Annotated in this window: 12 protein-coding genes; 11 read left to right on the forward strand and 1 reads right to left on the reverse strand. The window is 43.4% G+C overall.

The annotated features are described in order from the left end of the window. Positions 1 to 31 precede the first annotated feature (31 nt). From LOZ80_RS11340 to LOZ80_RS11355, 4 genes are all read left to right on the forward strand, one after another. Entirely contained in the window at positions 32 to 943 is a 912-nt protein-coding gene (locus LOZ80_RS11340; protein WP_283214784.1) for a sensor histidine kinase, read from the forward strand. A 3-nt stretch (positions 944 to 946) separates the two neighbouring features. After that, positions 947 to 2,551: a response regulator transcription factor gene (locus LOZ80_RS11345; RefSeq protein ID WP_238171533.1), complete on the forward strand. Its 1,605-nt coding sequence runs from the start codon at positions 947 to 949 to the stop codon at positions 2,549 to 2,551. A gap of 54 nt (positions 2,552 to 2,605) precedes the next feature. Then, positions 2,606 to 3,031 (forward strand): HIT family protein, encoded by a 426-nt coding sequence (locus LOZ80_RS11350; RefSeq protein WP_238171534.1) that lies wholly within the window; start codon positions 2,606 to 2,608, stop codon positions 3,029 to 3,031. A 262-nt stretch (positions 3,032 to 3,293) separates the two neighbouring features. After that, the gene (locus LOZ80_RS11355; protein WP_238171535.1) at positions 3,294 to 3,641 is read left to right on the forward strand and encodes a VOC family protein; all 348 of its coding nucleotides are present in this window, start codon (positions 3,294 to 3,296) and stop codon (positions 3,639 to 3,641) included. A 745-nt stretch (positions 3,642 to 4,386) separates the two neighbouring features. Here LOZ80_RS11355 and LOZ80_RS11360 read toward each other — a convergent pair. Then, positions 4,387 to 4,719 carry a winged helix-turn-helix transcriptional regulator gene (locus LOZ80_RS11360; protein ID WP_238171536.1) on the reverse strand — a complete coding sequence of 111 codons (333 nt, stop codon included), beginning with the start codon at positions 4,717 to 4,719 and terminating at the stop codon, positions 4,387 to 4,389. A 119-nt stretch (positions 4,720 to 4,838) separates the two neighbouring features. Here LOZ80_RS11360 and LOZ80_RS11365 point away from each other — a divergent pair, with 119 nt between their 5' ends. From LOZ80_RS11365 to LOZ80_RS11395, 7 genes are all read left to right on the forward strand, one after another. After that, the gene (locus LOZ80_RS11365) at positions 4,839 to 5,282 is read left to right on the forward strand and encodes a DUF4267 domain-containing protein (RefSeq protein WP_238171537.1); all 444 of its coding nucleotides are present in this window, start codon (positions 4,839 to 4,841) and stop codon (positions 5,280 to 5,282) included. 16 nt (positions 5,283 to 5,298) lie between these two features. Then, complete coding sequence (locus LOZ80_RS11370) at positions 5,299 to 5,745, forward strand: DUF2269 family protein (protein WP_238171538.1); 447 nt, start codon at positions 5,299 to 5,301, stop codon at positions 5,743 to 5,745. Positions 5,746 to 6,249: 504 nt separating this feature from the next. Further along, positions 6,250 to 7,167, forward strand: a complete 918-nt coding sequence (locus LOZ80_RS11375) for an ABC transporter permease (RefSeq protein WP_238171539.1) — start codon at positions 6,250 to 6,252, stop codon at positions 7,165 to 7,167. A 23-nt stretch (positions 7,168 to 7,190) separates the two neighbouring features. Beyond that, positions 7,191 to 8,129, forward strand: coding sequence for a carbohydrate ABC transporter permease (locus LOZ80_RS11380; RefSeq protein ID WP_238171540.1), 939 nt, complete (start codon positions 7,191 to 7,193; stop codon positions 8,127 to 8,129). Positions 8,130 to 8,180: 51 nt separating this feature from the next. Next, positions 8,181 to 9,767 (forward strand): ABC transporter substrate-binding protein, encoded by a 1,587-nt coding sequence (locus tag LOZ80_RS11385; protein ID WP_238171541.1) that lies wholly within the window; start codon positions 8,181 to 8,183, stop codon positions 9,765 to 9,767. A gap of 219 nt (positions 9,768 to 9,986) precedes the next feature. Beyond that, positions 9,987 to 14,150: a stalk domain-containing protein gene (locus LOZ80_RS11390; protein ID WP_238171542.1), complete on the forward strand. Its 4,164-nt coding sequence runs from the start codon at positions 9,987 to 9,989 to the stop codon at positions 14,148 to 14,150. A 118-nt stretch (positions 14,151 to 14,268) separates the two neighbouring features. Continuing rightward, positions 14,269 to 17,994, forward strand: a complete 3,726-nt coding sequence (locus LOZ80_RS11395) for a stalk domain-containing protein (RefSeq protein ID WP_238171543.1) — start codon at positions 14,269 to 14,271, stop codon at positions 17,992 to 17,994. Positions 17,995 to 18,199 lie beyond the last annotated feature (205 nt).

An 18,199-nucleotide genomic window follows, 5' to 3' on the forward strand; every position in this document is an offset into this window, starting at 1 on the left:
CATTTTATTGGTATTAGGCTTGTTAGTTATCTTGTTTCTATTTTCTTATTTCATTTCAAAAGAGATCATACTTCCTATTAAACGTTTGGCGCATGCTATGAAAAAGGTTGGAGAGACGAAAATTAACATTGAAGTCGTCAAGAAACCAAAGAACGAAATCGGAGAAATCATAAGCGGATTTAATCAAATGATAAAAAGAATAGACGATTTATTTACACTCATGATTGAAATCGAACGCAAGAAGCGAAAGTCTGAGATTGATATGTTAAAATATCAGATAAATCCGCATTTTTTATATAACACGATAAATTCAATACGATTTTCTGCTATGAAGCACAAAGATGAAATAACGACCAATATGCTGATAACCTTAAGCCGTCTGCTTAGAAATACACTTAGTCATAAGAGCAATTTAATTCAATTGAAGAAGGAAATGCAAACTATTAGGGATTATATTATTTTGCAGCAGCTTAGATATGACAACAAGTTGAATGTAGAGTATAACATCGAAGGAAAAACACAGCATTTATATGTTCCTTATATGATTTTACAGCCAATTATTGAGAATTCTATTATGCATGGATTAAATTTGAAATTAAATTCAGGTGGCTTTGCAAACATCATTCTGAATTCCTACTTAGATGATAATAATACCCATATTATTTCCATTTATGATAATGGGGGCGGAATTGCAAGCCCTATAATGGAGAATATCATGGAACATCATTCCAATATTGTTTCGGACTCTACACAAATCGGATTATACAATATTCATAAAAGAATAAGACTCCAATATGGGGAACCCTATGGCATCGAAATTCAAAGCGTTGTTGGAGAATATACCAATGTGAAATTCATTTTACCTGTAATTAGAAATATGGAGGAATCCATTCCCATTTCGTTCGATCAAATCGAAAACTATACTTCAGAGAGAAGTGGGTGAAGAATGGCGATGAAAGTAATCATTGTAGATGATGAACCTTACGTAAGACAGATGATAAAAAGTATGATTAATTGGAATCAATTATCACTGGAATTAGTCGGCGAGTTCTTCAATGGAGAAGATGATTACAACTGGATTAAGCAAGACAGCAGCATTGATCTGGTTATTTCGGATTTACGAATGCCGGTAATGGATGGGCTGAACCTGATAAAAGAAGCGTTAGCCTTTCGACCCGAATTAAAATTTGTAGTAATCAGTGCCTATGATGACTATCATTTAGTGAAAGAAGCTTTCAAACTTGGTGCATTAGATCATTTATTGAAGTCCGAAATGACGGAGGATCATCTCTATAATGCTTTGTCTAATCTGCGAATAATCGATACCAAAAATCCTATAACCAGACTGGAACAGATACCTGGAGCTTACAGCCTGGAATCGCAAACTTTTTCAAACAGAGAACTTATTAAGGAAAGCTTATTGAGCCGGCTAGTTGCGGGAAACATACATACAAACGATATCGATGCTCTCAAGGAATTATTGTGCGAAAATAAAAAGAAAAGATTAGTACTGATGATATTAAAAATGAATAAGTCGGATATTCATGCCTCAGTTCCAGAAGCATCTGTTATACATGGAATTTCAAAATACTTATCTTATAAGGAAGAGATGTTGGATTATAGCAGTGAAGTGCACTATGAAATTGTTCAGATTTCACCCTACGAGTTCTTAATCCTTCTTCTCTTTGCCCAACAGGAATCAGACTCTTCTATATTGACTTATTTAACATATTTTTATGACCAATTTTGTCCCCTAGGATTCAAGATAAATCTAGGTTTAAGCCATATTTCCTCTCATTTCGACAAACTCCCACAGCTCATTCATGAAGCGAGGATTTCCAATGATTATTGTTTTGTAGCTGGCAACGGGTCCATAATCCGATACCAAGCACAATTTGATCAAACGCCTCCATATGAAATAGATAGTATGAAACAAATTACTATTTTGAAGAAACTGCTTAATTCCTTACTCTTTGATTCATGCAAAGTGGATATCAGTGAAGTCATGGTCGCTCCCCGTTCCGTGAGTGTCAGCCATATGCATGAGATTAAAGATCTTTACATGAAGTACCATTTTATCCTTGTTGATTTTTCGTTGCAAAACGGACTTGACGGCGAAATACGCGCTTTAAGCAATGAGTATATAAAGCATTTGAAGCTTTACGACGACCTTGATTCTTTGAATAAATGGCTTGCTTCCATAATGACAAAGATTAAGGCCAACAAAGGTGAAAACTCGATCATCAGCCATGTAAAACACTTTGTTGAAGAGAATTATACGAATGATATCAGCCTGCAATCCGTCGCCAATAAATTCAATATAAACAGCAGTTACCTTAGCCGTCTTTTCTCTGAAAAAGTGAATACAAATTTCATAGATTATTTAGCGCATATTCGAATAACAAAAGCTATTGAATTAATAAAAACTTCCAACCTGAAAATGTATGAAGTCACGGAAAAAGTAGGGTACACGTCACCTGAACATTTCAGCAGAACATTCAAAAAAATTACGGGGAAAAGTCCGAAACAATTCATGGACGGTCGTGAATGAATTTGGCTGAAATTGCTTGGAGGTTCTGAGTTATCTACCATAGGATTGCCCAGCATGGCGAACATTAGTTCAGAGCATATAATCTGTGAGGTGTGGTGTTTGTTGAATTGTCCATATTGCAATATTTCCGATGATAACAGTCATGAAGTCATACTAAGCAATGAAAAATGCATCTATACTTTGCTTAAAGTACAAGAGATTAAAGGAGCTGGTATTATTGTTCCAAAAGAACATAGGGAAAATGTTTTTGAGTTAACTCAAGATGAATGGAACGAAACATATCGGTTGCTACAAGAAGTTAAGCTGTACTTGGATCGGAATTACAAACCAGATGGCTACAATGTTGGTTGGAATTGTGGTCATGTGGGGGGACAACATGTTTTTCATTCCCATTTACATATAATTCCTCGGTATGCTGACGAATCAATGGCGGGAAAAGGGATTCGCTACTTATTCAAAAAGAATGAAAAAGTCGATTAAGCAAACGAGGAATGAAAGTCGCGTGCAACTCGGCCTGCGCCTTGGCCAAAGCACTTGAAAAGAGCGAAAGTCGCCGAGCGCGAGGTAAAATCGTTATCCGCGTTCGCTAGTGGAGGATAACTGAAAGCCATTTCCTCTGGAACAGTGCTTTGCTCTTACATGGGGAAATATGATAGCATTATTAAAGCAACATAAGTTGTTTTAACGAGCAGACACTGAAATCTATACAGGAAAAATTTGATGACGACAGGAGTTAGATCCAATGATAAAAGGTTTTGGAGGAATATTTTGGAGAACTAAGAATCTTGAAGTTGTAAAAAAATGGTACAGTGAAGTGTTGAAGATTGAAATAGAAAATTGGAATGGGACAGTGATACAACCCCAATTAGGAAATGAGACTATCTTTTCTTTCTTTACTGAGAATGACAGTTACTTTCCAACAGAACAACAAGTGATGTTAAATTTCCAAGTACATAATCTAGACGAGACTATTAAGCATCTTGAGCATTTGGGTGTACCTCTTGCCAAGCAAGAAGAGAGTAGTGACTTTGGAAAGTTTATTTGGATTGAAGATCCTGAAGGTCGGTTGGTCGAGCTTTGGGAGAAATAACGAGTTGTCATTCACTTGCTATTGAGCAACTGAAAACGATAGCTTTATAAGAACTATCCGAGCAGGCGTCGCGGCGATCCTGCTTTTTCGTGATCTAAAGGGCTGGACTGTTTGGTGTGAGCTAAGTATTTCCGACAGATAAAAGAATAGCGGGCATTCACAGCGTACCTGTAACAGATGACGGATCACTTATTATGGTTTGGGATTAACGGAGTATTGGATAGAATAGTTCCGAGAATCTTATTGGTATACAGCTTAATATTAGCTATTACTTGCTGTAATCTTGTTATGGCTGATTCTGAGAACAAAAGCGGGTGGGCTGGAATTGCAGCATAGCAGGGTATCAGTTTAAGAATCACTAATTAAGTACTATCATTTTGAAGTACCTATAAGATGAAAATTGAGGAGGGCAACCAATGAACTGTATGATGCTTATAGACGAGAAAATGGTTACTTTCGAGACTTAATGAACTGAATAGGCGCTATCGTGCAGATTTTAGGCGGAAAGGTGATCATTTACTTGAAATAGAGCAGATGGAATTCATTAGATTTTCTGAAAGAGAGATTTTGAGCGAATAAAGGTTGCTGAGTTCGTAAGGGGAATGGGAAAAGGAGAAGAGTTGATGGATCAGGTAGTAGGGCTTATCCGAAGCGAAGAGTCATCGGAGATCCAGTGGTGATTTTTGGTTTGTTTTTCCACTAGGAAGCTCGTCCATCAAAGTTACGAAAACAAGAAGAACCAGCGTTAAGACGCTGGTTCTTCTTGTTTTCGCTCATTATGATTTTCTCCCCAAGCACACATCACTTCTGTTACAGGAATTAATGTTCTGCCATATTTACTAAGCGAATATTCTACTTTTGGCGGGACGGTGGGGTAGACCGTTCTTTCGATCACGCCTTCTTGTTCCAAGTCTCGAAGATGTTGCGTGAGCATTTTTTGGGAGACATCAGGTATTAGCTTTTCCAGATCGTTATACCGCTTGGTTGATTCAATCAAATGCCATAAAATCATCGGCTTCCATTTCCCACCTAAAACATGAATGACAGTCTCTATTGGACATTCGCGCTGATGAATCATTGATAAATCACTCCCTTACTTTTAAGTATGTACCGTACTTTAAAGTGCGTTCTTAACAGAATATTAGTACCGATATACAATAAAGTCAATCAAATCAATTGGAAAAAGGAGACAGTCAAATGAGTAAACCATATTGGGGACTAAAGTCAGTAACATTTTGGTTAGTAGGCGTTGTTACACTGTTGATGTTGTTTTTAGGAGTAAAAGGTTTTATCCAGCCAGAAGCTGCGATTCGAGATTTTGGTATCCCCCTGCATGACGTTTCTGATAAATATCTTGTTCTAATAAAAGCAGATCGTGATCTGTTTATTGGAATCTTCTTACTAGCCATGATGATACTTCGTATGAGAAAAGCATTGATCGTTGTTATGTTAACTTCTGTTTTAATGCCTGCAATTGATGCATTATTGGTATTAACGAATGCCGTAGATAAAACACCTTCTTGGATTCATATTATTACTGCGGTATATGGACTTGCAGTAGGTTGGATGTTGTATCGAGAAGAACAGCGAGTTCAAAAAGCAAATACTAGATCAGGATTATCATCTGAAAGGTATATCTAAAATAAGGGGGCAGTTCATGTATATTTACCTGTTGTTCATCCATATTATTTCCGCCGTGGTGGCCATGGCTGCAATCATCTGCTATCCCTTGATTATGAGCAGCGCCAAGACAGTAGGTCAAGCCAAGTTCGCGCTTGCGTTGCTGGAGAAGACGGCGATCCTGCCGAAATTCGGTGGCACGCTGTTGCTTCTTACAGGGCTTGCTCTTGGCTTCTTAGAAATTTCTTTGTTCCGAGAGCTGTGGTATGTGTCCTCAATTGCCATTTTCATTGTCATTCTAGTTATCTTTGCTGGCCTAATTCCCTCCGGCATTAAACAGCAGCTTACGCTGCTTCAGCAGACGCAGGGCGATGTGCTGCCTGAGGCGTACCGATTGAGTCGCAGACGCTCCGCTTGGTTGGAAGGGATCGCGAATGTTGCAGCGCTCATCTCGATCCTACTAATGGTGCTCAAGCCATACTAATGTACTCATAATAGTGGAGGAGCTAGCAGTGATGCAGTTCCTCTTTTTCATTAAAGGAGATGTTGGAAAACTTGTGCTGTTTATCAGCGTTATTGAAATATGAGTGAGGCGTCAGTAAAAAGGGATTTTATTCAGACTCAGTTTGAGTTACGATAAATAGTGGAAACATTCCCCAGATGGCAAACGGAGGTACGAATATGGAAGAAGATTTTGCTTGCCTGTATGTCATTCGCGGTGAGCCCTACCGACCGGGCACCTGTGTGAACTTCATCCATTTTATATAGAGTTTTGACTAAAAGGACCGTCAGGATGTTTTCCCTGACGGTTTTTCTTATTGATGTTCAAGAAGTTTGCTCGAAATAGCTCATCAGGAATTCGTTAGATTTTGCTTCATAATCTTAATTCTGGACATGAAGTCGAAAGAATGATGGGGACCCAAATGACAACGGTTCCATTATAATAACGGATATAGAGCGGTGATCACAGAGAAGGAGGAGAAAAACAATGAAAACACCGTTCATTCGCGATTTGATCAGTTACAGAACCATGCTGCTTATGCTTATCCCTTCCGTTCTGTTTGTAGCGTTATTCCAATATGTGCCGATGCTCGGCTTGGTAATGGCATTCAAACATTATACGTACAGTAAAGGGATTCTAGGCAGCGACTGGAGCGGTATAGAAAATTTCCGGTTCTTCTTTATCTCGGGAGATGCCTGGAGGGTGACTCGCAATACTGTGCTTTATAATGCGGTGTTTATCGTCATCAATCTGGTACTGCAGGTAGGAATTGCTATCTTGATTTCGGAAATTAAAGGCAGATGGTTTAAGAAGATCAGCCAATCCGTCATGTTCTTGCCTTACTTCTTTTCCTGGGTTGTGGTAGGGTCAATCGCTTATAACTTGTTGAATTATGAGCATGGCACTGTCAATACCTTATTGCGAACATTCGGTATGGAATCAGTCAATTTCTACAGCACTACCGGGATTTGGCCATACTTGCTCGTGTTCTTCTCGGCTTGGAAATCTGTTGGTTATGGCGTTGTTTTCTATCTGGCAGCCATCATGAGCATCGATCAGGAAATGTATGAAGCGGCTGAGACCGATGGAGCCAACGTTTTCCAGAAAGTCTGGCATATTACCATTCCCTGTTTGAAACCAACGATGATCATCCTGACACTGTTGTCTGTTGGCCATATTTTCCGAGGCGATTTCGGACTCTTCTACAATGTGATCGGGAATAACGGCTTATTATTCGCCAACACGGACGTCATTGATACCTACGTTTACCGCTCCTTAGTACAAAGCAATGAAATTGGCATGTCGGCGGCCATCGGATTCTTTCAATCCATCCTATGTTTTGTCACGATCCTGGTGGTTAACGGAATCGTACGTAAAGCAGATAAAGATTCAGCTTTGTTTTAAACTGGAAAGGAGGTTGCCCTTCGATGAAGTCGGCATTTAAACAACAAACGGAAGTCGCGGACTTAAGTATGACGCGCTCCGCAAAGATCCGGACAGACCAGTTAGTCATGAACGTATTGGCTTATAGTTGTGTATCGTTCGTAGCTCTGATTTGTATCATACCCTTCCTGCTTATTCTCAGTGGTTCCATAACGGAAGAGAGAGCAATCATCCTGGAGGGCTATAAACTATTTCCTTCAAGCATTTCTTTCAAGGCTTATCAATTTATTTTTAAGATTCCTGAAGAGATTCTCCGGGCTTATGGCGTGACCGTTTCTTTGACTCTTATCGGGACATGTCTTTCGCTTTTTCTGATCTCCATGAGCAGTTATGTGCTTCAACGATCGGACTTCAAGTGGAGAAATGCGTTCTCGTTCTACTACTATTTCACGACCTTGTTTAGCGGAGGACTGGTTCCACTCTATATCCTGGTTGTCAACTATTTGAAATTAAACGATACGTACCTTGTATTGCTATTGCTTCCTCTTATTAATGTATTCTATATTTTGGTCATGAAAAGTTTTATGAAGAGCATTCCAGCGGCAATCACAGAATCTGCTAAAATTGATGGTGCAGGAGACTTTACGATTTTCATCAGGCTTATTCTACCTTTATGCAAACCTGCACTTGCTACGATTGGACTGTTTGTGGCTCTCGGTTATTGGAATGATTGGTTTAACTCTTTGCTTTTCATTAATAATCAAAAACTCTACCCCTTACAATATTATTTATATAAGGTTATTGGCAGTGTCGATGCTCTCAAAAGCGTTGCGGAGAAAAGCGGAATCAGCGCACGGGAGCTACCAGGTGAAGGTCTCAAAATGGCTCTGACTATCGTAGTAACTGGACCGATCGTGCTTCTTTATCCATTTATTCAACGCTATTTTGTCAAGGGACTTACGATTGGTGCAGTTAAAGGATAATCCCGGTAAATCCGGTTTATCATAGCATGGCATATAATAGGGGGGAAGTGCATGACAGGGATGAAGACAATGAAGAGTATACAAAAAAGAACTTGGATGGGCATCGTGCCGGCCCTTTTGCTGAGCGTGCTGGTAAGTGCGTGCGGCGGAGATGCGGGGGGCCAATCATCGTCATCGCCAAATGCGTCCATGTCAGCGAAGCCTTCCGAAAGCGCAGCGAAAATAGACACTTCAACACCGGTCAAGCTGAAATTGATATTGGTTGGTACGAAACAGCCGGATACGGATGAAGTTTATGCGGAAGTCAACAAAATACTTAAGCAAAAAATCAATGCTGAATTAGAGGTCAGGTTCTTGGACTGGAATGAATACAATCAGAAATACCCGCTATTGTTTGCCGCTAATGAGGATTTTGACATGATCTTTACCGGTGACTGGGCGTTCTACAATCAAACGGCTCGTAAAGACGGTTTCCTGGAATTAACCGAAGATATGCTCAAAAAATACACGCCAAACACGTGGGAAAAACAGGACAAGATCGGTTGGGATCAAGCCAAGATCAACGGAAAGATTTATATGGTGCCGCAGGATACCTTCGAAAGCGGTTTTCAAGTAGGATTGATCCGAGGCGACTTGAGAGAAAAATATAAGCTGCCAGAAGTGAAGACGCAAACCGATTTGGTCAACTATTTGACTACGATTGCCAAGAACGAGAAGGACATGATTGCTTTTAGCGGTCCTCCTGCCAAATTAAGTGCTGTCGGGGTTCCTGTGTTCTTCCTCGATATGGAAATGCGCTTCGTCCATGGAGGCGTTCCACTGGTCTACGACTTGAAAAGCAAGAATCCGAAGCTCACGAATTATCTCGAGAACCCGAAAACGATGGAAAAATTGAAAATGTTTTATGACATGGCTCAGCAAGGCGTTTGGACGAAGGATTCGATTGTGTCCAAGACGGATTGGAGAGTGGCATTTAAAGAAGGCAAGACGGCTGCTGACTTTAGCAATATATCGACGTTGGCTGGCTCGATGGACACTATTCTGAGAACTCATCCGGAGTGGAAACCAGAATTAATTGACGTAAATCCGACGGCGAAACAGTACCAAGCCCCGCTGGTCGGCGGTGGAATCGGGATTCACGCAACCTCCAAGAATGCTGAGCGGGCGTTGATGGCGCTGGATCTTCTCCGGTACGACAAAGATTTGTATTACTTAACCTTCTATGGGATCAAAGGGAAGCACTGGGAACCTGTCGGAGATAAAAAGTTCAAAAGTCTGGCGGCATCTGCTGGTTATCCGCCTGAAGGTGCTAGTCCCTGGGGCTGGAGAACCCCGAATTCCCTACAGCTGGAGGGGGTAACCGGCGATTTGGTTCAGTCTGTCTACAGCAGATGGAAAGCGGGGAATATTATCCATAGTCCGCTTGAAACCTTTGCTCTGGATGATTCAAAAATCAAAAACGAGTTGGCCGCACTTGATAATGTCCAACAAACCTATTTGCTGCCGATATACCACGGCTTGGTCAAACCGGAAGTAGGTGTTCCTCAAGTGCTCGAAAAGCTGAAGCAAGCAGGAATTGAGAAGGTTCAGGCAGAGTTCCAAGCACAATTGGATGCCTATATCGAAAGCAAGAAATAAAGACTTTGGCGGGGCTACTCATGTTTCTTTCCTATGAAACGGCAGCCCCGCTCTATTAAATTTAAAAGCTCAGTAGCTCCGTGTTTCGGTTGGTCGAACTGGAGCGAATGAATGTTGCAGTGATGTTTATATTGAAAAATTGTAAAGCGCTTACAAATGTGCGTATGAGGGGCTTCGACTGAAGAGAGAGTTCAAGTTCATAAAGAATGGGTGAAGAAGATGACCGGTTTATTGACTGGGATGAACAGAAAATGGATCGCTATGTTGTTATGTTTGATCATGGTAGGAGGGGTATTATTCGGATTAGCTCCACGGAAGGTACAAGCGGCAGTATCAACCGTTAAGGTTCAATTAAAAGATAGCAACGGAAATCCGCTCGTTGGCGCACCTGTTGATTATTATGATGCGGGATGGAAACCGTTCGGAACGACCGATGCATCGGGGATAGCAAGCAAACCTCTTCCGGATCAGTCGTATACGTTTCATGTCACTTATGAAGGGACCGGATTGGATAAGATGCAGCATACGGGAACTGATCCAGTGGTTGTGTTCCAAACGGTGAATGCGAAGGTGCAGCTGAAGGATAGTCAAGGGAATCCGCTGAGCGGGGGCGAAGCCTCCTACTATGCGGATGGTTGGAAAACTTTCGGACATGTAACCGGCGGCCAAGTTAGTAAGGAGCTTCTTCCAGGCTCATATACCTTCAACGTGACGTATGAAGGGACTAAATTGGATAAGGTGCAGCATACCGGTACCGATCCCGTGGTTGTATTTCAAACAGCGAATGTGAAGGTGCAGCTGAAGGATAGTCAAGGGAATCCGCTGAACGGGGGCGAAGCTTCTTACTATGCGGATGGTTGGAAAACTTTCGGACATGTAACCGGCGGCCAAGTCAGCAAAGAGCTTCTTCCAGGTTCTTATACCTTCAACATGACATATGAAGGAACTAAATTGGATAAAGTGCAGCATATCGGTACCAATCCCGTGGTTATTTTTCAGACTGTAAACGCCAGAGTACAGTTGAAGAACAGTCAGAATAATCCGCTGAACGGAGGCGTTGTGTCTTATTATGCGGATGGCTGGAGGGCATTCGGGACCACTGCGAGTGGCGAAGCGAGCAAGCAATTGCTGCCCGGCTCCTATACTGTCGCTATGAATTATGGAGGAACGACAACCCAGAAGGTAGGCGATCTTGCGGCAAATCCGATCGTATTGTTCCAGGTGCAAACACCAGGCGTCATTGCTCCCAAACAATCCAATCAATACGAACCGTTACCACAACCGCCGATGGATCGACCGCGTGTTTTGGTAAACAAGGGAACACTTCCAGCTCTGAAAGAGAGATTGAATCTTGCGGCTTTTGATGATGTATGGGCAAGCATCAACACGAAAGCGCAAAGACAAGTGGACGGCAACTTCCCCCTTAGAACAGGAACCGCATACACCAATATTGATGTAAGAACGGTGGAGGTCATGAAAGCCAATGCCGTTCGATATCTGATTCATGAAGATATAGCTGCGGGTCAAAAAGCGGTCCAGCTTGCTGTGAATATGGCGAAAACGGCACAATGGAACCCGAATCCGGATTCGACCGTCGTATTTAATGTAGGCAGAGAAATAGGGAACTTGATCTTCCTTGAATCTGTTGTCTATGATTGGTGCTATCCTCTTATGAATGACGTACAGAGATCAGCAATCCGCCAAGCGCTTGACACTTGGGTAAGGAATGGTCTTGAGTACCCGTATCCGATGAAGGAGAATGACAAGGTTATTATTGCCGGGCATGCCAACGGCGATGTGCATCATCAGTTTAAACTTGCCATGGGTATTGCGCTTTATGATACGAATCCTGAGTATTACAATGACATCGCAGACTATCTCTTAAATGTTACCATGCCCGGGTTCAATGTATTACTCGATGCGGAGATGAGCTTTGAAGGCTCCGCCTACGGAGACAACAGGCTGAAGTATATCATGATGGGCAATCAGCTCTGGAAGGCCATTGGTGTGGAGCCGCTCACGGAGAAAGTCGGATTGGCGCTCGACAGACAGATTTATACCCGAAGATCGGACGGTTTTATCATGACGGAGGGCGATGACTTTAATACCGATTATCAATCGCCATGGAAAAGGTTCATTCAAGGTAACATCACAAACATGATAGCAGGCAGCATTTACAACAATCCGAGAGCGCAGTACGAATTTATAAAGCAAAATGTCTATCAGGATGAGTTGTATTACCTACTTTTCTTTGACCCGAACGCGCTGTCGCAGTCCGTATATGATACGCCACTATCCAGATACTTCCCTGCGCCGTATGGCTCCATTGTGGCAAGAACAGGCTGGGATGAAGGACAGGATTCCAAAGCAGTAGTTGCTGTCATGAATATTGGAGAAAGAAACCAGACCAATCATCAGCATTTCGACGCCGGTGCATTCTCTCTCTACTATAAAGGCAATCTGGCGATTGACTCAGGCATTTATTCAGGAAAAAATCCGGCAACCGGAGTAGCTATGGAATATGGAAGTCCACATGACCTGCAGTATCATAAGCAGTCCATTGCGCATAATGTTGTGCAAATCAACGATCCGAATGCGCTTGAGAAGGGAACCTTCTCCCCGTCAAATCAGCTCTATTCTACACAAATCCCAAGAACGATCGAGCAGTGGAATACCGATCGTAACTACCAAAGAGGAAAGATGATTTCCCACTCCATCGGAGATAATGAGATGTATCCCGATTACTCTTATATCAAGGGTGAGCTCAGTTTGGCCTATGGAAAGACAAGAACCGAGAATTATACGAGGAGCATGGCATTTTTGAATTTCAAGAATGATAAATATCCGGCTGCGATGATCGTATATGATCATATCAACACGCCGAATGCCAGCGCTGAGAAAAAATGGCTGCTCCATACCGGTTTTGAGCCTTTAGTCGAAGGCAGCAGATACACCAATGAAGTGACGGAGCGGAGCTATAACGGTAAGCTGGTTACCGACACGCTGCTGCCCAAGAGCGGGGATCTGAAGGTTGAAAAAATCGGCGGCCCTGGACGTGAATTTGAGGTAGATGGCGTGAATAAGCCGATTAAGTCCAATAATGAAACCAACATTGCCAGCATGGATGCAGGTAAATGGAGACTTGAGCTTTCCAATAAGGCTCCTGCTAACCAAACACGGTTCTTAAATGTGATGCAGGTGATGGATGCTGTATATGGTCCTGCGCCGCAAGATGTTCATTATTCCGAGACGAATGACTATGCAGGGGCCAGAATTCAGGATCGCGTTGTGTTTTTCGCAAAAGGCTTTGATCTGATCAATCAAGAAGCGACGATTACCTTCGATGGCGTTGCGAATCAGACCTATAAGATTTTGGTTACCGACCTGAAAGACGGATACTGGACAGCTGTGACGGAAGGCGGTACGGCGGCGGTCAAGTATCAAGCAGTCCAAGAAGGAAATTCGATCTATTTTGAGGGGAAACCAGGCACGTATACGTTACGGAAAGCAGACTCAAGTACGCTTCCGCTCGCCGGCAAGGTTCCGTCAGAACCGGTGGAGAGAAAGATCCGTGTCAGAATTGATGCACAGGGGCAGGAATTGGATGTTCGGCCTACGCTGAACAATAACCTTGTGATGGTTCCGATGAAAGGAGTCTTTGAAGCGCTGGGCATGGCGGTGGATTGGAATGCTGCCACTCAAACGGCAACGGCAACCAAAGGAAGTTTGAAGATTGAGCTTGTAACGGGCAGCAATATGGCGAAAGTCAACGGTCAGAGTATGAACATGGACGCCCCGGCAACCGGCGCTAATAACCAAATGCTTATTCCCCATACATTTATTGCGGAAAGCCTCCATGATAAAGTTACCTGGGATCGTGAAAATCAAGTCATTGAGATTTTCACCCTACCGCCGGTTGAGATTCTCCAATGGGAGAGAAAAGCACTTGCACCTGTTACTCCGCTTCCGATTACAGACCTAAAAGAAGTGAAGTATAAGATCTTCACGGCAACCGTTAGTCCGGAAAATGTTCCAAAATTGTTTGACAATATCCAGTCCAATGCATCACGTTGGGCAGGTAATATTGGATCTCATATTATATTTGATTTCGGAGAAACCATTCAACTTGAGAGATTTGACGCAGCGATATATAACGGTCATACGAGATCAAGCAGGATCATGCTCTCTGTTTCGGAAGATGGTGAACATTGGACGCATGTGTACGGAGGTGATACTGTGGGTGACACCAGTGATTTTATTCCTTTCAACTTCCCGTCACCGAAATTCAGATACTTTAGAGTGGCAGTTTTCGGTTCAACAGACGCTCTATCGAATCCGGAATGGATATCATTCTCTGAGATGAAGTTCTTTGTGAAGAAGTAGAAATGATCTAACTGAATCCTAGGCAAAGATATAAAGACGATGGCTGGGCTGCTATTGTATTGTCCTATGAAACCGCAGCCCGGCACTCTTCTTTAAATTTAAGGAAAGGGTGAAGAAAATGACCGGTTTGTTGACTGGTATGAACAATAAATGGATTGCAGTGTTGTTATGTTTAATCATGGCAGGAGGGGAATTATTCGGAATAGCTCCACAGAAGGTGCAAGCAGCCGTATCGACCGTTATAGTTCAATTAAAAGATAGCAACGGGAATCCGCTCGCTGGCGCAACGGTTGATTATTATGATTCGGGGTGGAAATCGTTCGGAACGACCGATGAAGGCGGGATGGCCAGCAAGCCTCTGCCGGATCAATCGTATACGTTTCATGTCACTTATGTAGGGACCGGATTGGATAAGGTGCAGCATACCGGTACCGATCCCGTGGTTATTTTTCAGACTGTAAACGCCAGAGTACAGTTGAAGAACAGTCAGAATAATCCGCTGAACGGAGGCATTGTGTCCTATTATGCGGATGGCTGGAGGGCACTCGGCACCACCGCGAGTGGCGAAGCGAGCAAGCAATTGCTGCCCGGCTCCTATACTTTCGCTATGAATTATGGAGGAACGACAACCCAGAAAGTAGGCGATCTTGCGGCAAATCCGATCGTATTGTTTCAGGTGCAAACGCCAGGCGTCGTAGCTCCCAAACAATCCAATCAGTACGATCCGATTCCGCTGCCGCCGAGCGATCGTCCGCGTGTTTTGGTCAATAAGGAAACGCTTCCGGCTCTGAAGACAAGAGTGACACAATCAGCGTTTACCAGTGTATGGAACAACATCAACACGAAAGCACAAACCCAGGTGAACGGCAACTTTCCCCCTAGAACAGGATCTGCAACCACCAATATTGATAAAAATACGGTGGAAGTCATGAAAGCCAATGCAATTCGATATCTGATATACGGAGATGAAGTAGCTGGTCAAAAAGCGGTTCAACTTGCTGTGAATATGGCGAATTCGGTGCAGTGGAACCCGGATCGGAATAATTCCACCACTGTCTTTAATGTAGGCAGAGAAGTAGGAAGCCTGATCTTCCTTGAATCAGTTGTCTATGATTGGTGCTATACGCTCATGAATGACGGACAGAAATCAGCCATCCGCCAAGCCCTTGGGACTTGGGTGAGAAATGGCCTTGAGTACCCGTATCCGATGAAGGAGAATGACAAGGTTATTCTTGCCGGGCATGTCAACGGCGACGTGCACCATCAGTTTAAATTGGCCATGGCGATTGCAGTTTATGATACGAATCCCGAGTACTACAATGACATCGCGGACTTCATCTTGAATGTTAGCATGCCTGGATTCAATACATTGCTCGACGCCGAGATGATGTTTGAAGGCCCCCCCTATGGAGACAACAGGCTGAAGTATATCATGATGGGCAATCAGCTTTGGAAGGCTATTGGCGTTGAGCCGCTAACGGAGAAAGTCGGTTTAGCGCTCGACCGCCAGGTGTATACCCGCAGATCGGACGGCTATATCATGACGGAGGGCGATGATTTTAATACGGATTATCAAACGTCATGGAATAGATTCGTTCAAGGTAATATCACTAATATGATAGCCGGCAGCATTTACAACAATCCAAGAGCGCAGAACGAGTTTTTAAAGCAAAAGACTTATGAGGATGATTTGTATTATCTTCTTTTCTTCAATCCGAACGCACCGTCGCAGTCCGTCTATGATACGCCGCTGTCCAGATACTTCCCCGCGCCGTATGGTTCTATGGTTGCAAGAACAGGCTGGGATGAAGATCAGGATTCCAAAGCGGCAGTCGCAGTCATGAATATCGGAGAAAGAAACCAGACCAATCATCAGCATTTCGACGCCGGTGCATTCTCTCTCTACTATAAAGGCAATCTGGCGATTGACTCAGGCATTTATTCAGGAAAAAATCCGGCAACAGGAGCTGAAATGGGATACGGATCCGAACACGACCTGCAATATCATAAGCAGTCCATCGCGCATAATGTTGTGCAAATCAACGATCCGAATGCGCTTGAGAAGGGAACCTTTTCCCCGTCAAATCAGCTCTATTATACACAAATCCCAAGAACGATCGAGCAGTGGAATACCGATCGTAACTACCAAAGAGGAACGATGATTTCCCACTCCATCGGAGATGATGAGATGTATCCCGATTACTCTTACATCAAGGGTGAGCTCAGTTTGGCCTATGGAAAGACTAGAACCGGGAATTATACGAGAAGCATGGCATTTTTGAATTTCAAGAATGATAAATATCCGGCTGCGATGATCGTATATGATCATATCAACACGCCGAATGCAAGCGCCGAGAAAAAATGGCTGCTCCATACCGGTTTTGAGCCTGCAGTTGAAGGCAGCAGATACACCAATGAAGTGACGGAGCGGAGCTATAACGGCAAGTTGGTTACCAACACGCTTCTGCCAAAGAGCAGTGATCTGAAGGTCGAAAAAATCGGCGGCCCTGGACGTGAATTTGAGGTAGATGGCGTGAATAAGCCAATTATGTCCACCAATCCATCCGACATTGCCACCATTGATGCTGGTAATTGGAGGATTGAGCTTTCCAATAAGGCTCCTGCTAACCAAACGCGGTTCTTAAACGTGATGCAGGTGATGGATGCTGTGTATGGTCCTGCGCCGCAAGATGTTTATTATTCCGAGACGAATGACTATGCAGGGGCCAGAATTCAGGATCGCGTTGTGTTTTTTGCAAAAGGCTTTGATCTGATCAATCAAGAAGCGACAATTACCTTCGATGGCGTTGCGAATCAGACCTATAAGATTTTGGTTACCGACCTGAAAGACGGATACTGGACAGCCGTGACGGAAGGCGGGACGGCAGCGGTCAAGTATCAAGTAGTCCAAGAAGGAAATTCGATCTATTTTGAGGGTAAACCAGGCACGTATACGTTACGGAAAGCAGATTCAAGTACGCTTCCGCTCGCCGGCAAGGTTTCGTCAGAACCGGTAGAGAGAAAGATTCGTGTCCGGATTGATGCACAGGGACAGGAATTGGATGTTCGACCAACGCTGAACAATAATCTCGTGATGGTTCCGATGAAAGGAGTCTTTGAAGCGCTGGGGATGGCGGTAGATTGGAATGCTGCCACGCAAACGGCAACGGCGACCAAAGGCAACTTGACGATTCAGCTTGTAACGGGCAGCAATATCGCTAAGGTCAACGGAGTGAATAAAACGATGGATGCCCCAGCAACCGGCGCTAATAACCAAATGCGTATTCCACATACGTTTATTCCGCAAAACATGCGTTATAAAGCGATCTGGGATGTTGAAAAACAAGTCATTGAGTTTGACACCCTACCGCCGGTCGTGCCGCTGCAATGGCAGGCAAAAGCTCTTGATCCTGTTGTGCCGATGCCAAGTGCAAACTTAAAAGAAATCAAATATAGGAGCTTCAGGTCAACCATCTCCCCGCAAAATGTTTGGAAAATGTTTGATAATGAGCAATCCAACGCATCACGCTGGTCAGGTGATATTGGATCCCATATTATATTTAATTTCGGAGAAACCATTCAATTGGAGAGGTTGGACGTAGCCATGCATAACTACGGAAAAATGAGATCCAACAAACTCATGTTTTCCGTTTCGGAAGACGGCGAAAATTGGACGCATGTGTACGGAGGAGTTACGGCTCCCAATGCCAGCGGTTTTATTCCTTTCAACTTCTCGTCACTGAGCTGCAAATACTTAAGAGTAGCTGTTTTCGGTTCACCAGACGCTACAGCGGACCCGGAATGGGTATCCATCTCTGAGCTGAAATTCTTTGTTAAGAAGTAGAAGTCAGAATGATTGGTAACGGAATTAAAGCGTAAATGCCGTACTTAGGGGTCTGCCCGTGGTACGGCTTCTTTACTTGAGGATTGCCTTCTGAAGAAGGCGATCTCTCCCGTCTTTGAAGAACCTTAATTCAGGACATGAAATCGAAAGTTTGATGGGGTCCAAATGAAGAGCGGTTCCTTTACAATTATGAATGGAAACGCGA

The sequence above is a fragment of the Paenibacillus sp. HWE-109 genome (genome assembly GCF_022163125.1).
Taxonomy (GTDB): Bacteria; Bacillota; Bacilli; order Paenibacillales; family NBRC-103111; genus Paenibacillus_E.